Below are 20015 nucleotides of genomic sequence, written 5' to 3'. Positions count from 1 at the left end.
GGACGCCGCCGGCTCCCCTATCTCCAGGGTCCGCCAATAGCTCACACGCCGCCAAGGCCCGGCGCAAGGACGCGACCGGAGCATCGGCCTCAGGCCAGATCAGGATATCCAATCGCCGCCGCCTGCGACGCCAAGCCGGACACCACCTTGTAAGCGCGGTCCGGCAGCAGATCGAAACCGTCGAGCAGCAGGTCGGCGCGGATCGGGGCCAGATCGGACGACGCGGCCACGGCCTGAAGGGCGGCGCGCAGGATGGCGATGGTGTCGTCATCGGTCGCGGCGGCCGTCACCAGCGGCAGGCAGGGAGTCGCCGCCGTCACGGCGAGCACGCGCACACCTTCGGCCAAGTTGGCGCGGTGGCGGCTCAGATGGGCGAAGGTGACGCAGTCGATCGCGGCGACATCGGCGGCACCCTCGGCGACGCTTCGGAGGCTCGCCAAGTGGCCGCCGCTGACCTCCACCGACCCGAAGAACCGGCCCTCCCGGGCGAGGGGCGCGACGGCGGCCCGCAGCATGTTCATGCCGGTGTTGCTGTCCCAACCGTTGATCACGCACCGCGATCCCCGCAGTTCGACCAGCCGCTGAACCCCACTGTCGGCCGCCACCACGATGAAGCCGCGATGGCGGCTGCCGTTGCAGCCCGGCGCCCGATAGCGCGGGGTTGCCACCACCTTGACCATGCCACCCAGCGAGGTCACCAGCGGGAAGCCACAGGTCTGGCTGAGGAACAGGTCCGGCGCCCGCCACAGGGCGGCGGGTTCGGCGTCGAAGGTCAGCAGGTCGGGCACGCCGTCCAAACCCGCCTCCCCCATGCGGCGGGCCAAGGCGCTCCACAACAGGGTGTGGGCGTCGCGGAGTTCGGGAAAATCGTACATCGGCAGGGATGCCCGCCGCGGCTGGGCTGTCGGGACGGCGGCCACCGCCTCGACCGTCATGGGCGCCGGCCAATCGGCAATGGAGCTTGGACACGCCGGGGTTTGAGCGCGGCGCTCTGCGAAGCCTCCAGCGCGTCCAGCGCCACCCAGCAGCGAATCATGTGACCTTCTCCGGCATCGCGCCAAGGGGGAGCCTCGGCCCGGCACCTATCATACGCACGTGGGCAGCGGGTTTGGAATGGGCAGCCTTCGGGACGCTCCGATGGGCCGGGCGCCGGCTTGTCCAAGCTGACCGGCCTCTCGGGCGCCGCCCCGCCCAGCCGTGGCACCGCCGCGATGAGCGCCTGGGTGTAGGGGTGGAAGGGCGGGCGGAAGACGCGTTCGGTCGGTCCGACCTCCACCAGTTCGCCCAGATACATCACGCCGATCCGGTCCGACAGGTATCTGACCACCGCGAGATCGTGGGAGATGAACAGGTAGGCTGCTTGGCTTTCCCGCTGGAGATCGAGCAGCAGGTTGAGGATCGAGGCCTGCACCGAGACGTCCAGGGCGGAGGTCGGCTCGTCCAGGATGACCAAGCGCGGATCGCCGGCGAAGGCCCTGGCGATGGCGACCCGCTGGCGCTGGCCGCCGGATAGCCGGTCAGGGGTGGCGCGCAGCATCTCGACCGGCAGTTGGACATCTCCCAGCAGCGCCGACGATCTGTCCCTCTTCCGCTTGCCGCCCAATCCCGCCAGCACGCGCACCGCGCGTCCGAGGATGGAGGCCACCTTCTTGCGCGGGTTCAGCGTCGTGTCCGGCGTCTGGAACACCATCTGCACGTCGCGCCGCTGGCGGCCCGTGCGCTTGCCAACCTGCCCCGCGACCCGCTCGCCGGCCAGGGCGACGGTGCCGGCGCTGGGCGGCACCAGACCCGAGATCACTTTGGCGAGCGTCGACTTGCCGCTGCCCGACTCGCCGACCAGGCCGAAGGTCTCGCCGGGCGCGATCTCCAGGTCGATGTCCTTCAGGATGTGGGCGCGGCCATAGCGCCGCCCGACGCCGTGAAGGCTGAGCAGGGGTATTCCCGCGGTCACGTCGGGCACGGGGACCGCCTCGGGGCGGACGCGCGCGGCGGCGCCGGGGGCGGGGGTTTCGGCGTGGAAGAAGCAGCGGCTGAGATGCCGGCTGCCGGCCCGCATCAGGTCCGGATGCTCGACCCGGCACAGCTGGCGGGAGATCAGGCAGCGCGGCTCGTACAGGCAGGCGGTCCCGAGCGCCGCCAGATCGGGCACGCCGCCGGCGATCCCGGCCAGCCTGCGGTCGCTCTTGCGGACACCGAAATCGGGGATGCAGTCGAACAGCGCCGCGGTGTAGGGGTGGCGGGGGCGCTTGAAGACCTCGGCGACCGTGCCCTGCTCGATCAGCTCGCCGCCATACATCACCCCAATCCGGTCGCAGACCTGCTGGACCACCGCCAGATTGTGGCTGATGAACAGGATCGCCGCCTTCATCTCGCCGCGCAGGTCGGTGAACAGGTCCAGGATATCGGCCTGGACGGTGGCGTCCAGGGCGGTGGTCGGCTCGTCCAGCACCAGCAGCGCCGGATCGGCGGCCAAGGCCATCGCGATCACCACCCGCTGCCGCATCCCGCCGGAAAGCTGGTAGGGGTAGAGCCCAACGACGCGGTCCGGCTCGGCGATCCGCACCTTCCGCAGCATGTCGAGCGCCGCTTCCGCCGCCGGGCGATGGCGCAGCGCGCGGTGCAGGCGGAAGACCTCGGCGACCTGCTCGCCCACCTTGAGCGTTGGGTTCAGCGCGCTTTCCGGGTTCTGGTAGACCATGGCGATCCGGCCGCCACGCACCCGGCGCAGTTCCGCCTGATTGAGGCGGAACAGGTCGCGGTCCTCGAACAGCACTTGGCCACCGCTGAGGATGCCGTTCCTCGGCAGGTGCCGCATCACCGCCATGGCCAGGGTCGACTTGCCGCAGCCGGATTCGCCGACCAGACCATAGGCTTCGCCTGGCTGGATGATCAGCGAGACGCCGCGCACCGCGTCGACGCGGTCGCGGCGGCGCTGGTAGCTGATGGTGACGTTGTCGAGTTCGAGCAGGGGTCCGGTGGAGGATGCTGTCACGGCTCCAGATATTCCTTCAGCCCGTCGGCGGCCAAGCCGATGGCGACGACCACCCAGGCGATGGCCAAAGCGGGAAACAACACGGTCCACGGCGCCGTCGTCAGCAACGCCTGGTTCTCGCTGACCATCAAGCCCCAGTCGGGGGTCGGCGGCTGCACGCCTAGGCCCAGGAAGCCCAGGGTCGCCGAGGTGAAGACGGCGTAGCCGAGCCGGACGGTGCCCTCGACGATCAGCGGGCCGCGCACGTTGGGGAGCAGCTCCATCGCCATGATGTGGAGCGATCCCTCGCCGCGCAGCTGCGCCGCCATGACATATTCCTTCCGCGCCTCGACAAGGGCGGCGGCCCGGACGGTCCGGGCGATCAGCGGCGCGAAGACCAAGCCGATCACCAGCACCACGTTGCCGGTGCCCGCCCCCAGGAAGGTCAGGGCCAGCATCGCCAGGATGACGATGGGAAAGGCCATGACGGCGTCCAGCACCCGCATCACCGCCTCGTCGAACCACGAGCCGAACCAAGCTGTCGCCAGCCCGATCGCGGCGCCCAGCCCCAGCCCGAGCAACGTCGCCGCCGGGGCGATCGTCAGGACATAGGTTCCGCCATGGATGACCCGGCTGAGGATGTCGCGGCCGAGCTGGTCGGTGCCGAACCAGTGGGCGGGCGAGGGGGGCTGCGAGATCGCCAGGAAGTCGATGTCGGCGGGCGGGTAGGGGGCGATCCAGTCGGCGCCCAGCGCGGTGACCACCCAGACCAGGATCATCAGCAGGCCAACCGCCAGCGGAACGACGCCGCGCCGCGAGGCGCGCCGGCGCCCTCCGGCTTCAGTGAGCGTGACGGCCATGGCGCACTCGCGGGTTGAGGATGGCGTAGAGCAGATCCGCCGCGAGGTTTCCCAGCGCGAACACGAAGGTGATGGCGAGCGAGCAGCCGACCAGCAGCGGGATGTCCTTGTTGGTCGCGGCGAAGTGGATCAGGCTACCGATGCCGGGATACTTGAACAGCGTCTCGACCACCACCAGACCGCCGACCAGCCAGCCGATCTGGGCCCCGATCACCGTGATGGTCGGCAGCAGCGCGTTCCGCAGCACGTGATGCCAGATCACCGTCCGCTGGGGCAGCCCCTTCAACTCGGCGGTGCGGGTGTAATCCGCGGCCAGCGCCTCGATCATGCTGGCCCGCGTCATGCGGAACAGATAGGCGAACAGCAGCAGCACCAGACAGCCGACTGGCAACACCAGATGGGCGATCACGGTCAGTGGCCCCGCGCCATCCGGCGGCAGCGCCTGGATCGGCAGTGCCCCCAGCCAGATGCCGAACACCAGGATCAGGAAGACGCCGGTGACGAACTCGGGCAGGGCGCCGAACGCCAGGCTGACGGTGGACAGCACGCGGTCGAAGATCCCGCCCTCGCGCCGGGCCGCGGCCACGCCGGCCGCCACCGCCAGCGGCACCAGCACCACCAGCCCGCTGACCGCCAAGGTCAGCGACCGGCCCAGCCGCTCGACCACCAGGGGAAAGACGGCGGTGTCGAAGGCGTAGGATCTGCCCCAGTCGCCCCGCGCCACACCGGTCAGCCAGTCGACATAGCGGATCACGATCGGCCGGTCGGTGCCAAGCTCGGCGTTGAGACGCGCCACGGCGTCCTGGGGCGCGAACGGCCCCAGGATGATGCGGCCGACATCGCCCGGCAGCACGTTGGTGATGGCGAAGATCAGCACCGACGCCACCACCAGGGTCACCCCCAGCAGCAGCAGCCGTCGCCCGAAGAAGCGCAGCATTCCCGCCGATCTCTCAGCTTTCGACCCAGACCTGGGCCATGTCGAGATAGTTGGACATGCTGCCGGTCAGGCCTTGGACGCCGGTCCGCGCCGCCCGCAGGTTCTTGTTGAAATAGGCGATCACGGCGGGAACCTCATCGGTCAGGATCGCCGCCATCTCGGTGCCCAGCTTGCCGCGCTGGGCGACGTCGGGCTCCGCCTCGAACTTGGCGAGCAGGGCGTCGAACGGCTCGCTCTTCCAATGGGCGGCGTTCCACTCCGCCGTGCTGCGGAACGACTGCGCCAGGATCTGCGCCGCGACCGGGCGGCTGGTCCAGTCGGTCAGGCCGAAGCTGACCTCCGTCCAGTGATTGTAGTAGAGGTTGGTCGGCTCGACCTTCAGGTTGACCTTGATGCCCGCCGGAGCCAGCATCTGCTGGGTCAGCGCCGCGTATTGCGGCAGTTCCAGGTACTGGTGGGTGTACAGGTCGATCGGGAAGCCCTGGGGATAGCCGGCGTCGGCCAGCAGCTTCTTGGCCTGCGCGATGTTGGCCTGCCGCTGGGCGCCCTTGATCTTTTCCGGATAGATCGGGGCGATCGGGTGGTCGTTGCCGACATCGGCCAAGCCGCCCAGCAACCCGCGCACCATGGCCGGGCGGTCGAAGCACAGGGCTACCGCCTGACGCACCCGCTTGTCATCGAACGGCTTCATGTCGGTCCGCATGCAGAGCTGGCGGTGGTCGGCGGCGTCGGCTTGGATCAGCGCGATCTTGCTGTCGTTCCGGATGGCCTGCGCGTCGATGTAGCTCAGTTGCTGGACGACCTGGATGTCGCCGGACTGAAGCGCCAGCACCATTGGCTGCGGCGATTCGAAGGTCTGGATCTCCAGCCGGTCCAGATAGGGCTTGGTCTGGTCCCAATAATCGGTGTTGCGCTCGAACTTGGCGCCTTCCTGCGGCCGATAGGAGACCAGCTTGAACGGACCGGTGCCGATCGGCTTCTCGGCGAAGTTGCCGGCGTAATCGGCGGGTAGAATTACGCAGTTATAGGTGTGCGTGAAGTACGGGAAGGTGCCGATCGGCCGGTCCAGCGTGAAGCGGACCGTGTGGTCGTCGACCTTGGCGATGCCCTCCTTCTTCAGGAACGGCATTGCGCCCGCGGCGGGCGAGGCGTTGGCGGGATCGACCAGCCGCTGGAAGCTCGCCACCACGTCGTCGGCACCCATCGGGCGGCCGTCATGGAACTTGACCCCTTGGCGCAGCTTGAAGGTCCAGACCTTGCCGCCCTCGCTGGGCTCCCACGACGTCGCCAGCACGGGGCGCAGCGACAGGTCGGGCTCGGCGTAGACGAGATATTCGGCGGTCTGCTGGACGATGGCGATGCCGCCCGAGCTGTTCAGCTTGACCGGATCGATCGAGGTCGCCGCCGGCACCGCCACCTTCAGCGATCCACCGCGCTTGGGAGTCGCCTGGGCCAGCGCTCCCCACGGCGCCACTCCCGACAGCGCGCATCCCAGGGCCAGCGTGGACGCTCCCGCGAGGAAACGGCGCCGGCTGACGCCCAGCGTCGTGACGGCGGAATTCGCGGTGGAAAAGCCGAGCGGGCTCAGATCGGTGCGCTTTACCATGGTTCTGGTGCCTCCAGTTCTTGGGCGCGCACATCACGCCACGCCAGTATGTCGTCGAATGCCCCGTCGCGGCGCCGGGACGGTCCCGGCGGCGCGTCGAGGTGCCGGATCAGCGTCCCGGCACGCAATATCGCACCGTAACCACCCCATTCCAACAAAACGGTGACATTAAACATCACCATACCGAATTGGTTGCCGGCGTACCCCAAGCGGCGCGGCCCTTAACGCTTCCTTATCCGTCCCCGAGGCAAGCTGGCGCCCGACGCTGTCTGAAGCCGGGATGCAGACGAACCGATGGCGACCGCCGCCGAAGCCACCGCTCAAAACCCTGGCCCAATCCCCGGCCAGTCATCCGGCCCAGCTCCCGGCCAGCCCGCCAGCGCGTCGGGCCGCGAGGTCGAGCCCGTCGTCATGGGCGGCGGCCGGTTCGAGATCCTGCCGGGAACGCCGTTGCCCGCCCTCGATGGTCCCGCCGGCAAAGCCTATGCCGTCCGGGCGCTGCGCGACCGCAAGATGGACGTCTTCGCCATCGTCGGCACGGCGGGTGTGCCGGCACGAATGGACCTGCTGTCCGGCATCCGCGGGGTCGAGCATGTCTCTCTGATGCGGATGATCGAGTGGGGCATGGTCGATTGGCCGCTCGACGGCTACAAGCGGATCGTCTTCATCCTGGAGAATCCCGGTGGTCGCCGGCTGATGAACAGCCTGTCCGACACCCGTGAGCAGATGACCGAGGAGCAGATCACCCGCGCGGTGATCCAGCCGCTCGCCTCCGCGCTGCGCGAGTTGTCCAGCCGTGCCATCGTCCATGGCGACATCCGCCCGACCAACATCTTCCTACGGGACCAGGGCACCTCGGGCGTGATGCTGGGGGAATGCGTCTCGACGGTGACCTCCTTCGGTCAGGCGCCGCTGCTGCTGACCATCGAGCGGACGATGGCTCAGCCGTCGGGCAGGGGGCCGGGCACCACCTCCGACGACCTCTACGCGCTGGGCGTCACCATCCTGCTGCTGTATCTGGGCCGCAACCCCGTCCGCCAGCTGGACGACGAGGCGATGCTCCAGGCCAAGCTGGACCGCGGCACCTATCCGGCGCTGGTCGGCACCGCCCGCCTGTCGCTCAACCTGATGGAGCCGTTGCGCGGGTTGCTGGCCGACGATCCCAAGATGCGTTGGACGCTCAACGACCTCGATTTGTGGTTGAGCGGGCGGAGGCTCAGCCCCAAGCAGCCGCAGGTGCCTCGCAAGGCGTCGCGTCCTTTCGAGTTCAACGGCACCAATTACTGGCACTGCCGGGGCTTGGCGCGCGTCTTCGCCCGCAATCCCGCGGCGGCGGTGCCCGTGATCGACAATGGCGACCTGGACCGCTGGCTCCGCCGTAGTCTGTCCGACGAGGCGAGGGCGGAAGCCGTCGCGTCCGCGATCGAATCGGCCGGTGTCGCCGGCAAGGGCGCCCACTTCGAGGACCGGCTGGTCGCCCGCGTCTGCATCGCGCTCGATCCGCCGGCCCCCATCCGGTACAAGCAGAAATCCGTGATGCTCGACGGGTTCGGCACGGCCATGGCCGACGCCTTCATGCGGAACGAGGGGTATCAGGTTCTGGGCGAGGCGATCGCCGCCCAGTTGCCGATGTTCTGGGTCAGCATGCAGGGCGAGTTCAAGGCCGAATACGTGCCGATGACGCAGACCTTCGAGGCGTTGCGGACCCAATTGGAGCGGCCCGGGTCCGGCTATGGCATCGAGCGGCTGCTGTACGAGCTGAACCCGATGCTGCCCTGCTTCAGCGCCACCGTCCGCAACCACATGGTCACCAGCGCCTCCGAACTGCTTGCGGCGCTGGAGCAGATCGCCTCCCGGCCGGGCCGCCCGCGCGAGCCGATCGACCGCCATATCGCCGCGTACCTGATCGCCCGCTACCGCAAGCTGGACGAGCGGCTGATCGCGCTGACCACACCCGGCGGCGAGGTCCTGCGCCGGATCTCCGCGATGGTCAACATCCTGGCCGATGTCCAGAAACGCTATGGTCCGGCCAACCTGCCGAACCTATGCAACTGGATGATCGAACTGATCGGTCCCGCCGTGGACCGGTTCCACAGCCGGGCCCATCGTGACAAGCTGCGGACCGACGCGGCGCGGATCGCGGCGGAGGGCAACCTGCAGGGATTGCTGACGTTGATCGACGATCCGGCCGCCATCCGCAAGGACGAGATCGAATTCACCAAGGCGCGGCGGGAATTTCAGCTGGCCGGCCGGGAGATCGACAAGCTCAAGCGGGAGATCGCCGACAAGGATCGGATCGCCGAGACGTCAGGCCGGCAAGCCGCCGCCGTCGTCTCCAGCATCCTGGGGACCATCGCCCTGGTCGGCGTCGTCGTCTACACGTTGTTGCGCAAATGAGCGGTGCTGGCACTCCCAGGCGGAAGCGCCGCCGGATGAGCGCCAACGGCATGGTGACCGCCCTGGTCATCCTGTGCCCCGCCGGGTTGGTGTTCTTCCCCACAACCGTGCTGCTGCTCGCCGGGCTGATCCCGACCATGGTCGCCTATGTCATCGACCGCGATCCCGACAAGACGGCGCCGATGACGGTGGGGGCGCTCAACTTCGTGGGCGTCGTCGCCTTCATCATCAGTCTTTGGAAGGCGGGCCACACGATGGGCGCGCTGACCAAGATCCTCACCGACCCCTTCGCCTGGCTCGTCATGTATGGGGCCGCCGGAGCCGGCTGGGGCCTCTATTACGGCATTCCTCCCGCCGTGGCGGCCTGGATCGCGTTGCGCGCCGAGAGCCGCATCGCCGACCGTCTCGAGGAGCAGCGGGAACTGATCGCCGGCTGGGGACCGGAGGTCAGCGGCGTCGTCGCGTCGGAGGACGCCAAGGATTGAGGGGCGCCACCCCCCTCCGTTCCCCTCACCGTCTTCCTTACTGGCCCAGCCGCTGCTCGATCGCCGCGTTCTTGATGTTCTTCTGCAACTTCTCGAAGGCGCGAACCTCGATCTGGCGGACCCGCTCGCGGCTGATGCCGTAATGCTGGGACAGGTCCTCCAGCGTCGTCGGATCGTCGCGCAGGCGACGCTCGGTCAGGATGTGGCGCTCGCGCTCGTTCAGGTTGGTCATCGCGTTCTTCAGCAGGGCGCGGCGCTTGCTCAACTCCTCGCGCTCGGCCAGATGGATTTCCTGGGTCTCATTCTCGTCGACCAGCCAATCCTGCCACTCGCCCTCGCTGTCGGCGCGCAGCGGCGCGTTCAACGAATGGTCGGGGCTCGCCAGCCGGCGGTTCATGTTGACGACGTCCTGCTCCGGCACGTCCAGTTTGGTCGCGATCTGGGTCACGTGCTCGGGCGACAGGTCGCCCTCGTCGATCGCCTGCATTTGGCCCTTCAGCTTCCGCAGGTTGAAGAACAGCTTCTTCTGAGCGGCCGTGGTGCCCATCTTGACCAGCGACCAGCTGTGCAGGATGTATTCCTGGATCGCGGCCCGGATCCACCACATCGCGTATGTCGCCAGCCGGAAGCCGCGATCCGGGTCGAACCGCTTGACCGCCTGCATCATGCCCACATTGCCTTCCGAGATCAGCTCGGACAGCGGCAGGCCATACCCGCGATAGCCCATCGCGATCTTCGCGACCAACCGCAGATGGCTGGTCACCAGCCGATGCGCCGCCTCCGTGTCGCCATGCTCGCGCCATGACTTGGCGAGCATGAACTCCTCTTCCGGCCGCAGCATCGGAAACTTGCGGATTTCCTGAAGGTAACGGGACAGATTGCCTTCGGAACTGATGACCGGAACGCTGGGAGTATTCGACATATTCTAGCCCCTCTCTTCGGGCGGTGGTTAGCGACGCCTGAGTCTTTTCGGCCTTCGGTTTCCCGGCCCCCAACCGCCATGGAGGCCTCCTCTTCGCGGGTTCGGCCGTTCTGGCCATAATACCCAACTCGACCGCTCAGGTATAGGTTTAAATCGATTCCAAACTCTGGATTAACCCTTGGATGTCCAACGGTAATTCCGATTCGAAGCGCATCGGCGCGGAGTCGCGGGGATGGTTGAACCGCAGGGCCACGGCGTGCAAGGCCTGTCGCCCGAAGCCAACAATCGCGCCCCGTGCCGGTTCCGGCATCGCCCCAGTCCTCACTCCAATCGAAGCTCCGCGCACTGATGCCGCTCCCTTGCGGGATGCCGCGCCGTTATCGGTTGCCTTGCCGTGGCGATTTTCACCACCGATACGGCCACCATAGACTGGATCGCCGACCAAGGGATGTCCAACCTCCGTCATATGCACTCGTATCTGGTGGGTTCGCCCGGTGGCCAAGCTGCATTCCACCAGCGACGCGAAGCTTCCGAATGGCTTCACCACCCGATACCGGGTCAACGCCGGTTTGCCGCCAGTGACCACCGCCATCTTCTTGCGGTCATGGGGACTGCGCCCGATATCGCCGGTGATCTCTCCCGAAGGAGGGCAGGGCACGCCGAACACCACGGCGCGGTAGGTCCTGCTCAGCGAACGGTCGGCGAACTGGGCGGCCAGCCCCGCGTGCGCCCGGTCGTTCTTGGCGACGACCATCAGCCCGCTGGTATCCTTGTCGAGCCGGTGGACGATGCCCGGTCGCCTGACGCCGCCGATGCCCGACAGCCGGTCGCCGCAATGCCACAGCAGCGCGTTGACCAGCGTGCCATCGGCGTTGCCGGCGGCGGGATGGACGACCATGCCGGCCGGCTTGTCGATCACCAGCAGGTCATCGTCCTCGAACACGATGGCGAGCGGGATATCCTGAGGCACCGGGATGGCCGTCTCCGGTTCCGGCACGACCACCTCGATGACTTGGCCGGGTTTGACCCGCGCGGACGCGTCGGTTATCGTCCGGCCGCCACTCGAAACCCGTCCCTGGTTGATCAGCGAGCGGATCCGGGTGCGCGACAGCCCCTCGAGACCCGAGGCCAGAAGTTTGTCCAGGCGTTCGCCGCCATCCTCTCCGGTCACGGTGAGGCTGAGCGTTTCGCTCTCCGGGTCGGGCTCGAGTTCGGGATCCGGGACTGGAACCGGATCCTCGTCCTCCTCCATCTCGTCAGCCGTGAACTTCAACAGACTGGACCTCGACCTTGCGGGCACTGAAAGCCATCCTTACCATCATGGGCATCCTCATCGTCGCGGGGTTCGGCTTCATCGGATATGAAGTCTACAACCGCGTCTCTGATCCCGAACGCCGGGCGGAGCCAGCCGCCCCGCCACCGCCGCCACCCGGCGGCATCGCGGAAACCGCCCTCGATCTTCCAAGCGGCGCCACCATCAACAGCGTGGTGGCCGTCGGCAGCCGCGTTGTCTTCAGCGTCCGCCTGCCCAATGCCGCCGGCGACCGCCTCTACGTCCTCGATCCCCGCAACGGCGCCGTCACCGCCACGGTGACCACCGGGCCAAGCGCCATTGGATCGAAGCCGAATGATGCGGGATCGGGCGCTCCGCGCCAATGATGTTCGTCACACCCATCATCGCATATCCCGCCGCACGGACCCCCGCACCGACCAGAGAGCCGGCACCAACATCCCCCACGCCGGTTGAAGCCTCCGTCCACCCGTGACACCCCGCCCGCAACACCGGACCAGCATCCCGTGAACTTCACCAGCGACAACGTGACCGGCGCAGCGCCGGAAATCCTGAAAGCCCTGACCGACGCCTCCAGCGGCCCGACGCCGTCCTATGGGGAGGACCCGCTGACCGCCCGAGTGACCGAGCGGATCGCGGCCCTGTTCGAGCGCGAGGTCGTCGTCTTTCCCGTGGCGACCGGCTCCGCCGCCAACGCGCTGGCGCTGGCGGCGCTGGCGCCCCCTTACGGCGCGATCTACTGCCACGAAATGTCCCACGTCAACACCGACGAGTGTGGCGCGCCGGAGATGTTCACGGCGGGCGCCAAGCTGGTCGGCCTGCCCGGCGCCGGCGGCAAATTGGACCCCGCCACCCTGCGCGCGACCTTGGACAAGTCGGGCGCCGGCAATGTCCACCATGTCCAGCCCGCCGCGGTGACCCTGACGCAGGCGACCGAGTCCGGAACCGTCTACACCCCGGCCGAAGTCGCCGCCCTCGCCGAGGTCGCGAAAGCATTCCGCCTGCCTGTCCACATGGACGGCGCCCGCTTCGCCAACGCGGTGGCGCGGCTGGGCTACTCACCGGCCGACCTGACCTGGCGGGCGGGTGTCGACGTGCTGTCGTTCGGCGCCACCAAGAACGGCGCGCTGGCCGCCGAGGCGGTCGTCTTCTTCCGCCCCGAGCTGGCCGAAAGCTTCGCCTTCCGCCGCAAGCGCGCCGGCCACCTGTTCAGCAAGATGCGCTTCCTGTCGGCCCAGCTCGACGGCTATCTGACGGACGGCCTCTGGCTGCGCTTGGCCCGCCACGCCAACGCCATGGCCGACCGCCTGTCCGCCGGCTTGGCGGCGCTGCCCGGCGTGACTCTCCGCGATCCGGTCGAGGCCAACGAGATCTTCATCAGCCTGCCGGAACCGATGATCCTCGGACTGGAGCACCGCGGCTACGGCTTCTACCGCTGGGACGGCCAAACCGTGCGTCTGGTGACCGCCTGGAACACCGCCGCCGAGGACGTCGACCGCATGATCGCCGACGCCACCGCCCTGGCGAACGCCTGCGCCCAAGATTCGTGAAACCGACGTTGAAATAACACTTGCGGGAGCCCGGAGCTTTGGCTAAAAGACCGGCCTCTCGCCCAGCGATGTCCCCATCGTCTAGAGGCCTAGGACACCGCCCTCTCACGGCGGTAACAGGGGTTCGAATCCCCTTGGGGACGCCATTTTATCAAGCACTTAGCCGCCACTTCAAATTCGTATGGCAAATAGACGACATAGATTTGGTCGTGCCGTCAATGTTCGGCTAGGTGCATGCTTGTTCGTAATCGGGTATCTTGTCGCCAGCGGGCATAAACCAATGCCGCCGAGTTCCGTCAACGATCCATCTTGCGGCTGCATGCCAACATGAATGGCTTTCTCAACGTCGAACCTAAGACCGAGAATCGATGGCGAGCGATCATCCTGTTCGGGCGAAACGCGGCTTCGTTCAAGTTCGCGCTTCGAGAACTGGAAGCTCTCTAAGTAGTTGTTTTTAATGAATAAATATCGTCGGAAAATTTCCGTGATTTAATTGTGAAGCAGGTTCATCTCATTCCTTCCCGGTTGAGGCCCAGGTGGCTGCGTCGCGCAAACTGCCGCGCCGCTATTGAAGTTTCGAGAAGCCCAGTGATCCGCAAAGCGTTTGGACGTCCCCATGCACGGCCCGCACGTCGAGGTCAACGCGGAGAAGATCCGGGTAGGCAGCTACTTCTTCGACGGTTCTCCGTGGAGATGCGCCACGACCAAGTGCAGCTCTCCGTCACTCAAAAGGTCGCTTCGATCGATTCGCCCACCGTGCGCGGTGGCGCATAGATGCTGAGGGTGTTGCCGAAGATGTCGAGGGGCGTGCGGCGGAGGACGCCATCCTCTTTGAACAGGTTGTTGGCGAACACCCCGAGGCGGACTTTGTCTCCGGGCAGGCTGTAGAACAGCCGGGCGTTCACTAGGTGGATGTCGTCCGTCTTCGCCTTTTGAGACAGGGTGACGGCCTTCGGCGCGTTGGTCTCCTCGCTGATGCTCTACCCGATCGAGCCGGACCGGTTTGGTCCCGACCGCGTGGGCGCCCACTTGAACGCCATCACCGCGCTCATCTCGCCACAGTAGGGGGCCGGGCGGGCGTCAGAGTCGACGGTGCGCCACGGACGGACTCTGAGACGGCGCCCGCAGGCAGACGCTTTCGCCCACTCGGGAACCATCCGATAACGCCGGGCCACGTCTCGGGGCAATTTTTGGCGAAGGCGCCGAGATCGGGCACGCCGTGGCCTACCTGGCCAGCGACAAGGCGCGCTATGTCACCGGCACGACGCTGACGGTAGACGGAGGCCCTAACGCCCGATCCTGCGACCTGACGCGCAGTGGGCAAGCCTGTTCGCTACGCTTTCGGCTCACTCGCGGAGAAATCCGACGTCTCTGCCATCGTTCTGACCGAGAGAGCAGCGTTCCTCGCAACCGTGACCAGACGTTCGGTCGACCAACCCTGTCGAGCGTGCGCGGACAATCCCTGCATGACAGACGCGACCAAGTCGCTGACCGGCTCCGCCAGATCCGGTCGCGACCGGGCGACGAGGTCGCGCACGCGCAAGCGGCCGTCCTCGGCGATCTGACCGGCTGCGGCCGCGGCGCCGGCGTCGCTGCAGTTCCGGGTGGCGTTGAGAACCAGGCAGCCCTGAGCTGCGGCATCCCGGCTGTAGGACACAGCACGCGCGACCAGATAGGTCTCGATCAGCGTCGCCACCGCGTCCCCCTCGACCCCGAAGGCGTCGATCGGCGGTGTCGCGCTGCTGTAGCGGCCCAGGATCATCTGGAAGAAAGCCGCCTTGCTCCCGAACGCGGCATAAAAGCTCGGAGCAGCGATGCCGATTGCGGCCGTCAGATCCGACAGGGAGACGCCGTCATAGCCGCGCTCATGAAAGAGTTGCTGCCCCGCTTCAAGCGCCTCCTCCAGGTCAAATGACCGAGGCCGTCCCGGCCGGCCAGATTCTTTATCAATCACTAAAGATTGTCCCTTGCTGAACCCGTCATCGCAGTTATATAGCGGTTACTAAAGAATTTTGCAAAGTGTCTCTATCGATCCATCGCCGCAGGACAGTACGCCGCCAAGACCGGGACGCAGGAGCCAGCTCCTCGCAGGGGTCGCGGCGGCTGGACTGACACCAGCGGGCCGTGGCGCGTCTCCTGACCTGTAAGGAAACTATAATGGAAAATCAGTCCCCGACGCGGGGATCCGCGGCCGTTCTCCTGGCCGTCTGCCTCGCTTCCGCGTCGATGCCGCTCGCCTTCACGGGGCCAACCATAGCCCTGCCAGCCATCGCCGCGGCGCTTGGCGGATCGCCAGTCTCGATCAGCTGGGCGACAAACGCCTATCTGCTGACCTTCGGGAGCCTGCTTCTCGCGGCCGGGGCGATGGCGGATCGATATGGTCGCAAGCGGGTGTTTGCCATCGCGACGGGCGTGTTCGCCATTCTGTCGGTGATGCTCGCGTTTGCACCCGACATGACCAGCTTCAACCTGATCCGGGCGGCGCAAGGCGTCATGGCCGCTGCCGCGATGTCGGCCGGGATGGCCGTTCTGGCGCAGGAGTTTCAAGGCCCCGGACAACTGCGGGCGTTCAGTTTCGTTGGCATGAGCTTCGGAATCGGCCTCTCGGTCGCCCCGATCGCGTCGGCTTATCTGTTCGAGTTGTTCGACTGGCGAAGCATCTTCGCACTGGTCGTCGCCTTCGATGCCGCCGCTTTCCTTATCGGAATCGTCTCGATGGCCGAGTCGCGGGACCCGGACGCCACGGCGGTGGACTGGCCGGGGAGCGTGAGCTTCACGGTCGCGCTCGCAACCCTGACGACGGCGATCCTTGAGGGTCCGGGCCGCGGATGGTCCGACCCGGTGGTCGTCGCCCTCTTCGGAGCGACGGCTGCACTTCTGATCGCGTTCGTCGTTATCGAACGTCGCGTCGCGCGCCCCATGCTGGACCTCGATCTGTTTCGGTATCGGCAGTTTGTGGGTGTCCAGCTTCTTGCGGCGGCTCCCGCCTACGGCTTCGTCGTGCTTTTGATCCTGCTTCCTGTCCGGCTTGTCGGAATCGACGGGATGTCGGCTTCGGAAGCTGGCCAGACCATGCTCTCCATGTCGGCGCCTTTGCTGGTGCTGCCGCTGCTGGCGGGATCGCTGGCCCGTTGGGTGTCGCCAGCGACGCTTTGCGGCCTGGGCCTCGTCGTCACGAGCGTGGGCGTGTCCTGGCTCGGCCAGGTTCCGATTGGCGCTGGAACCGCGGCCCTGGTCCCTGCCCTTCTCGTCATCGGCGTCGGCATAAGCTTTCCGTGGGGCCTGATGGATGGGCTGGCGGTCAGTGTTGTGCCGAAGGAGCGCGCAGGCATGGCCGCAGGCATGTTCGGAACTGTTCGCGTCGCCGGCGAAGGCATCGCCCTGGCGCTGGCCACGGCGCTGCTGAGCGGCCTGGCGCAGTCCCGGATCTCACCGCTCATCGCCCAGCCAACGGCCTCCTCATCGATCGCGGAGCGGCTTGCGACGGGCGACCTCGGGGGCGCCTCAGCGCTTGCGCCAGAGGTTCCGGCGCCAGCGCTGCTTGCGAGTTACGGAGACGCGTTCAACGCGCTCACGCTCTGCTTGGCCGCCGTCACCCTCGTCACGGCGGTGGTCGTGTTCCTCTCGCTTCGACGACCGGCAGTCGACCAGGCCTGAGCGCCAATGGTCGATCGACACCGATCCGCACGCCGGCGAGCAGCGTGCGTTCCGTGACGTCCGGATGATCAGAGCGAGTTCGGCTGGTACGGCGTCACGACCGACAAGATCGAGCGCAGGTCGATCTGGTTGTCGTTGCCCGCTACCCCGGTCTGACGCCCTACAACGTGCTCGACTTCGAAGCCCATGGGCCAGCGGTTTACGGGCTTCTATATGGTCTCGGATACAGCCTGTTCGAACTGCCGAACAGCTTCCTGAAACGCCAGCGTGACATCCGGCCAGGGCAGGCGGGGGCATTGCCGCACGTGCTGCTCGACCAAGCGGATTCGGTGTTCGGCTGCCTGCTGATGCTCTATCCGTTCAGCCGCATGAGCTTCACATTCGTGCTCGCCGGGGTCGTGTTCTTCACCGCCCTGCATCTGGCGGCGAACTACCTGCTGTTCCTCTGCAAGCTGCGCTCGGAGCCCCTGTGAGCCATCCTTCCCCATCATCCCTGCCACCCCCCGGGGCGCTCGCGATCGTGCGCCTCAACTGCGTCGACGCCGTCACGCTGTGCGGACTGGCACTGGCCCTGGCGGCGCTGCTCGCGACCGTTCATCACCGCCTCGAACTCACCGTCGGGTTGCTGTTCCTCGCGATGCTGTGCGACGCCTTCGATGGCGTGCTGGCTCGCCGCCACGGCACGACCCGGGACTTCGGACGCTATCTCGACGGCTTCGCCGACGCGTTCATCTATCTGATCGCGCCGTCCGCGTGGTTCCACGCGATGGGCTTCGACGCGCCATGGTCGCTGGCGATCCTGGGGATGTTCATCGTCGCCGGCGTGGTCCGCCTGTCCGTCTTCAACGGCGTCGGCAACATCGATGTCACCAGCAAGGCGGGGGCGGCGGGCCAACCTCCCCGGCTAGCCTATCTGGGAGTGCCGGCGTTCTGGGTGGTCTTCATCGCCGGCGGCTATTACCCGCTGCTGGCCCTGGCCGGCCCTGATCTCGCGGAGCCCTTGCTGGGGGCGGCCCTGCTGCTCCACGGAGCGCTGATGCTGCACAACGCCGCCTACTGGAAGCCACGCCACCTGGGGATGATGCTCGGCGCCGTCTGCGCCATCGCCTCGGTCTATTTCTGGCTCGATTGGCGCTTGACCTGATGCGCCTAAAGGAATTTGGAAGATGAATCGCTTGGCGCGCTGGGGTGTCTATCTGCGGGAGATGTTTCCGCCGGCATCGCGGGTCGGCGCCGCGCTGCTCAGCACCATCGTGGTGTTCTGGCCAGCGCGCGCGCTGCATGGCCTGCCGGTGCCGGTGTTCGACACGGCGTTCTGGGTCGGCGCCGCCACATATTTGCTGGTCATGCTGTATTACCGGCTGTGTGACGAGTTCAAGGACGCCGAGACCGATCGCCGCTACTTCCCGGAGCGGCCGCTGCCGTCCGGACGGGTCGGCTTCGACGATCTGGATTGGCTCCGGGGACTGACCGTGGCGGTGATGGTCGCGCTCAACCTGATTTGGCCGCTGGCGTTGCCCGAGTTCCTGGCGATGTTCGCGTTCGCCTTTCTGATGGGTAAATGGTTCTACCTGCCGGAGCTGATCGGTGGCAACCGCCTGCTGGCGTTCCTGACCCACGCCCCGGTCAGCCTGTTCGGCGCGTTCTACCTGCTCGCCTTGGCTACCCGCCCGGCCTCGCCGCCCCTGTTCGGCGCGGAGCACTGGCTGATCGCGCTGTGGGTCAGCCTGCCCGGCTACATCTGGGAGATCCTGCGCAAGACCCGTGCCCCGCGCGAGGAGCGGGAGGGCTATCAGACCTATTCGGTGATGATCGGCCATCGCGCCTGCGTCGCCATCGGTTTGGCGCTGCTCGGCGCGCACGCGGCGCTCGCGGCGGGCCTGATCGCGCGGCTCGGATTGGGTGCCGGGGTGGCTTGGGGCACCGTCGCCCTGGCGGGCCTGCTGGCCGTGGCGCTGCTGCGCTTCGCGTTCACCGCGCGACGCCCCGACGCCGATTCCCGGTTCCTGCGGCCGGCCACCGAGCTATACGCCGGCCTGTCGCTGGCCCTGGTCGGCGTGGCGCTCGGCCTCGCCGCCGCGTGATCCGGCGTCCTGGGACATTGTCGCCGGGGACTGATCTTTCCGTCGAGGTGAAACGTTCACAGGTCGGGAAACCGGCGACCGTGTTCGCCGGTCCATGACGGAGACGACGATGATCGACTTCGACCAACTGGTCGAAACCCTGCGGGACCACCTCGACCTGTCCGGTGACGCGGTGAGTCACGCGCTGATGTCGCTCGACGGCGACCGCCTCGCCACCCTGACCCGGAACTTGGATCCCGACGAGCTGGTCCGCATGCTCGAGGTCGCCGGGATCGAGGCGAACGAGTTGCCACAAGACGATCTAACCAGCGTGTTCGAAACCTTGGCCGAGGCCGTGAGCGAGGTGCTGGACGAGGAGGGCGGCCGCAAGCCGTCCGCGCCGGACGGGAGGCCGTAATGGCGGGCGCGGAAAAACCCGAACCCAAGCCCGAGGAAATCGACAAGGGCTTCGAGGAGGCCGACGACGACACCCGGACACCGGAGGAAAGGTCGGAGATCATCATCAATCACGCGACCGCGCAGGCGGCCTTCTGGGGAGCGTGGCCGGCCGTCTCCTGGGTCGCCTTGGTGATGATCAACATGACGATGATCGTCTTCATTGGCCGCGCCCACGGCCATCTCTGGGACAAGGAGAAGGCCAAGGGGCTGCTGTTCCAGATCCTGCGGGGGATGGGGCTCTCGACCGGGCTGCTGCTCGCGGGCGGCAAGTTCCTGAACGACGCCCTGAAGCTCACCGGGATCGGCACGATCCCGGCGATGGCGGCCGACGCGGTGCTCTGCGGCGCCGTGACCTACGCCGTCGGGCACACAACCCATGAATATTTCAAACGCGACGGGCGGATGGACAAGAATGCCCTCAAGGCCGCCTTCAAGGAACAGTATCGCCAAGCGGCGCGCAGGATGCGGGAGAACCCACCCGCGACCGGCACCTGACTCCACTGGAATGGCGTTCAACCCGCGGATCCGTCAGCCGGCACCGTGATGATACTGGCTTTCGACCTGTTGAGAGCCAACTAAGGGTATCGAACAACTACTTGGGAGAAAGTCATGACCGGTGGCAATGTCGCCTTTCTGGTGCTCGTCGTCGGATCGTTCCTGGCGATCAGCGCGTCCATGTTCTACGCCAGCACGCAAACGCTGGACGCCGAGGCGGATCCCAACATGCCGACCGGCAAGACCAACCCGGACGCGCAACGCGATCATGACCAAATGGCTTGATTGACTGGACGGCGGGTGCCAACCCAAGGGTTGGCGC

At 66.9% G+C, this 20015-nt stretch carries 21 protein-coding genes, 1 tRNA gene and 1 pseudogene; 14 read left to right on the top strand and 9 right to left on the bottom strand.

The features are described from left to right. Positions 1–89: 89 nt before the first annotated feature. From N825_RS06425 to N825_RS06405, 5 genes are read right to left on the bottom strand one after another with little or no spacing between them, the layout of a single operon-like run. Positions 90–935 carry a phosphate/phosphite/phosphonate ABC transporter substrate-binding protein gene (locus N825_RS06425; protein WP_051511627.1) on the bottom strand — a complete coding sequence of 282 codons (846 nt, stop codon included), beginning with the start codon at positions 933–935 and terminating at the stop codon, positions 90–92. After that, on the bottom strand, positions 932–2992 hold the full coding sequence (locus tag N825_RS06420) for a dipeptide ABC transporter ATP-binding protein (protein ID WP_063833642.1): 2061 nt from the start codon (positions 2990–2992) through the stop codon (positions 932–934). Before N825_RS06420 ends, N825_RS06425 begins: the two co-directional genes overlap by 4 nt. Continuing rightward, positions 2989–3831, bottom strand: a complete 843-nt coding sequence (locus N825_RS06415) for an ABC transporter permease (RefSeq protein ID WP_084164425.1) — start codon at positions 3829–3831, stop codon at positions 2989–2991. The genes N825_RS06420 and N825_RS06415 overlap by 4 nt, the downstream gene beginning before the upstream one ends. Continuing rightward, the gene (locus N825_RS06410; RefSeq protein ID WP_063833640.1) at positions 3812–4768 is read right to left on the bottom strand and encodes an ABC transporter permease; all 957 of its coding nucleotides are present in this window, start codon (positions 4766–4768) and stop codon (positions 3812–3814) included. Before N825_RS06410 ends, N825_RS06415 begins: the two co-directional genes overlap by 20 nt. A gap of 13 nt (positions 4769–4781) precedes the next feature. Continuing rightward, positions 4782–6374 carry an ABC transporter substrate-binding protein gene (locus tag N825_RS06405; RefSeq protein ID WP_051511626.1) on the bottom strand — a complete coding sequence of 531 codons (1593 nt, stop codon included), beginning with the start codon at positions 6372–6374 and terminating at the stop codon, positions 4782–4784. 294 nt (positions 6375–6668) lie between these two features. Here N825_RS06405 and N825_RS06400 point away from each other — a divergent pair, with 294 nt between their 5' ends. Continuing rightward, complete coding sequence (locus N825_RS06400; protein ID WP_084164423.1) at positions 6669–8771, top strand: protein kinase domain-containing protein; 2103 nt, start codon at positions 6669–6671, stop codon at positions 8769–8771. Positions 8772–8806: 35 nt separating this feature from the next. Further along, the gene (locus N825_RS06395) at positions 8807–9256 is read left to right on the top strand and encodes a hypothetical protein (RefSeq protein WP_157619010.1); all 450 of its coding nucleotides are present in this window, start codon (positions 8807–8809) and stop codon (positions 9254–9256) included. Positions 9257–9293: 37 nt separating this feature from the next. Here the strand turns inward: N825_RS06395 and rpoH are convergent, their stop codons facing one another. Further along, positions 9294–10178 (bottom strand): RNA polymerase sigma factor RpoH, encoded by an 885-nt coding sequence (rpoH, locus tag N825_RS06390; protein ID WP_037448396.1) that lies wholly within the window; start codon positions 10176–10178, stop codon positions 9294–9296. A gap of 148 nt (positions 10179–10326) precedes the next feature. Next, positions 10327–11430, bottom strand: coding sequence for an RluA family pseudouridine synthase (locus N825_RS06385; RefSeq protein WP_037448784.1), 1104 nt, complete (start codon positions 11428–11430; stop codon positions 10327–10329). A 38-nt stretch (positions 11431–11468) separates the two neighbouring features. On the opposite strand from N825_RS06385, the gene N825_RS06380 reads away from it, so the two are divergent. The 3 genes from N825_RS06380 (at position 11469) to N825_RS06370 (ending at position 13165) form a co-directional block, all read left to right on the top strand. Further along, positions 11469–11837, top strand: coding sequence for a hypothetical protein (locus N825_RS06380; protein WP_037448393.1), 369 nt, complete (start codon positions 11469–11471; stop codon positions 11835–11837). Between the two features lie 138 nt (positions 11838–11975). Further along, positions 11976–13019 carry a threonine aldolase family protein gene (locus N825_RS06375; RefSeq protein WP_037448391.1) on the top strand — a complete coding sequence of 348 codons (1044 nt, stop codon included), beginning with the start codon at positions 11976–11978 and terminating at the stop codon, positions 13017–13019. Between the two features lie 70 nt (positions 13020–13089). Further along, positions 13090–13165, top strand: a tRNA-Glu gene (locus N825_RS06370). Positions 13166–13744: 579 nt separating this feature from the next. Here N825_RS06370 and N825_RS06365 read toward each other — a convergent pair. Beyond that, on the bottom strand, positions 13745–13924 hold the full coding sequence (locus N825_RS06365) for a hypothetical protein (RefSeq protein WP_037448388.1): 180 nt from the start codon (positions 13922–13924) through the stop codon (positions 13745–13747). Positions 13925–13961: 37 nt separating this feature from the next. Here N825_RS06365 and N825_RS40735 point away from each other — a divergent pair, with 37 nt between their 5' ends. Both N825_RS40735 and N825_RS37735 read left to right on the top strand, forming a co-directional pair. Beyond that, positions 13962–14084 carry a hypothetical protein gene (locus N825_RS40735; protein WP_281174350.1) on the top strand — a complete coding sequence of 41 codons (123 nt, stop codon included), beginning with the start codon at positions 13962–13964 and terminating at the stop codon, positions 14082–14084. A 121-nt stretch (positions 14085–14205) separates the two neighbouring features. After that, a pseudogene (locus N825_RS37735) lies at positions 14206–14292 on the top strand (SDR family NAD(P)-dependent oxidoreductase); the annotation flags it as partial. Between the two features lie 60 nt (positions 14293–14352). Here N825_RS37735 and N825_RS06360 read toward each other — a convergent pair. Then, the gene (locus N825_RS06360; protein ID WP_037448385.1) at positions 14353–14973 is read right to left on the bottom strand and encodes a TetR/AcrR family transcriptional regulator; all 621 of its coding nucleotides are present in this window, start codon (positions 14971–14973) and stop codon (positions 14353–14355) included. Between the two features lie 203 nt (positions 14974–15176). Between N825_RS06360 and N825_RS06355 the strand changes: the two genes are divergently transcribed. From N825_RS06355 to N825_RS38705, 7 genes are all read left to right on the top strand, one after another. After that, on the top strand, positions 15177–16676 hold the full coding sequence (locus tag N825_RS06355) for an MFS transporter (protein WP_051511625.1): 1500 nt from the start codon (positions 15177–15179) through the stop codon (positions 16674–16676). A gap of 167 nt (positions 16677–16843) precedes the next feature. After that, positions 16844–17149, top strand: a complete 306-nt coding sequence (locus N825_RS06350; protein ID WP_051511624.1) for a CDP-archaeol synthase — start codon at positions 16844–16846, stop codon at positions 17147–17149. Next, a complete protein-coding gene (locus N825_RS06345; RefSeq protein ID WP_198038201.1) occupies positions 17146–17820 on the top strand; it encodes a CDP-alcohol phosphatidyltransferase family protein in 675 nt (224 codons plus the stop codon). Before N825_RS06350 ends, N825_RS06345 begins: the two co-directional genes overlap by 4 nt. 22 nt (positions 17821–17842) lie before the next feature. After that, on the top strand, positions 17843–18760 hold the full coding sequence (locus tag N825_RS06340) for a UbiA prenyltransferase family protein (RefSeq protein ID WP_037448381.1): 918 nt from the start codon (positions 17843–17845) through the stop codon (positions 18758–18760). A 109-nt stretch (positions 18761–18869) separates the two neighbouring features. Then, positions 18870–19157: a hypothetical protein gene (locus N825_RS06335; protein WP_157619008.1), complete on the top strand. Its 288-nt coding sequence runs from the start codon at positions 18870–18872 to the stop codon at positions 19155–19157. Continuing rightward, the gene (locus N825_RS06330; RefSeq protein WP_037448376.1) at positions 19157–19693 is read left to right on the top strand and encodes a DUF697 domain-containing protein; all 537 of its coding nucleotides are present in this window, start codon (positions 19157–19159) and stop codon (positions 19691–19693) included. Before N825_RS06335 ends, N825_RS06330 begins: the two co-directional genes overlap by 1 nt. Positions 19694–19807: 114 nt before the next feature. Further along, a complete protein-coding gene (locus N825_RS38705; RefSeq protein WP_157619007.1) occupies positions 19808–19978 on the top strand; it encodes a hypothetical protein in 171 nt (56 codons plus the stop codon). Positions 19979–20015: the final 37 nt, after the last annotated feature.

Origin of the sequence: Skermanella stibiiresistens SB22 (assembly GCF_000576635.1) — a bacterium.
Classification (GTDB): domain Bacteria; phylum Pseudomonadota; class Alphaproteobacteria; order Azospirillales; family Azospirillaceae; genus Skermanella; species Skermanella stibiiresistens.
Note: the sequence above shows the minus strand (reverse complement) of the source record. Positions and strands in the feature narration are given on the sequence as shown.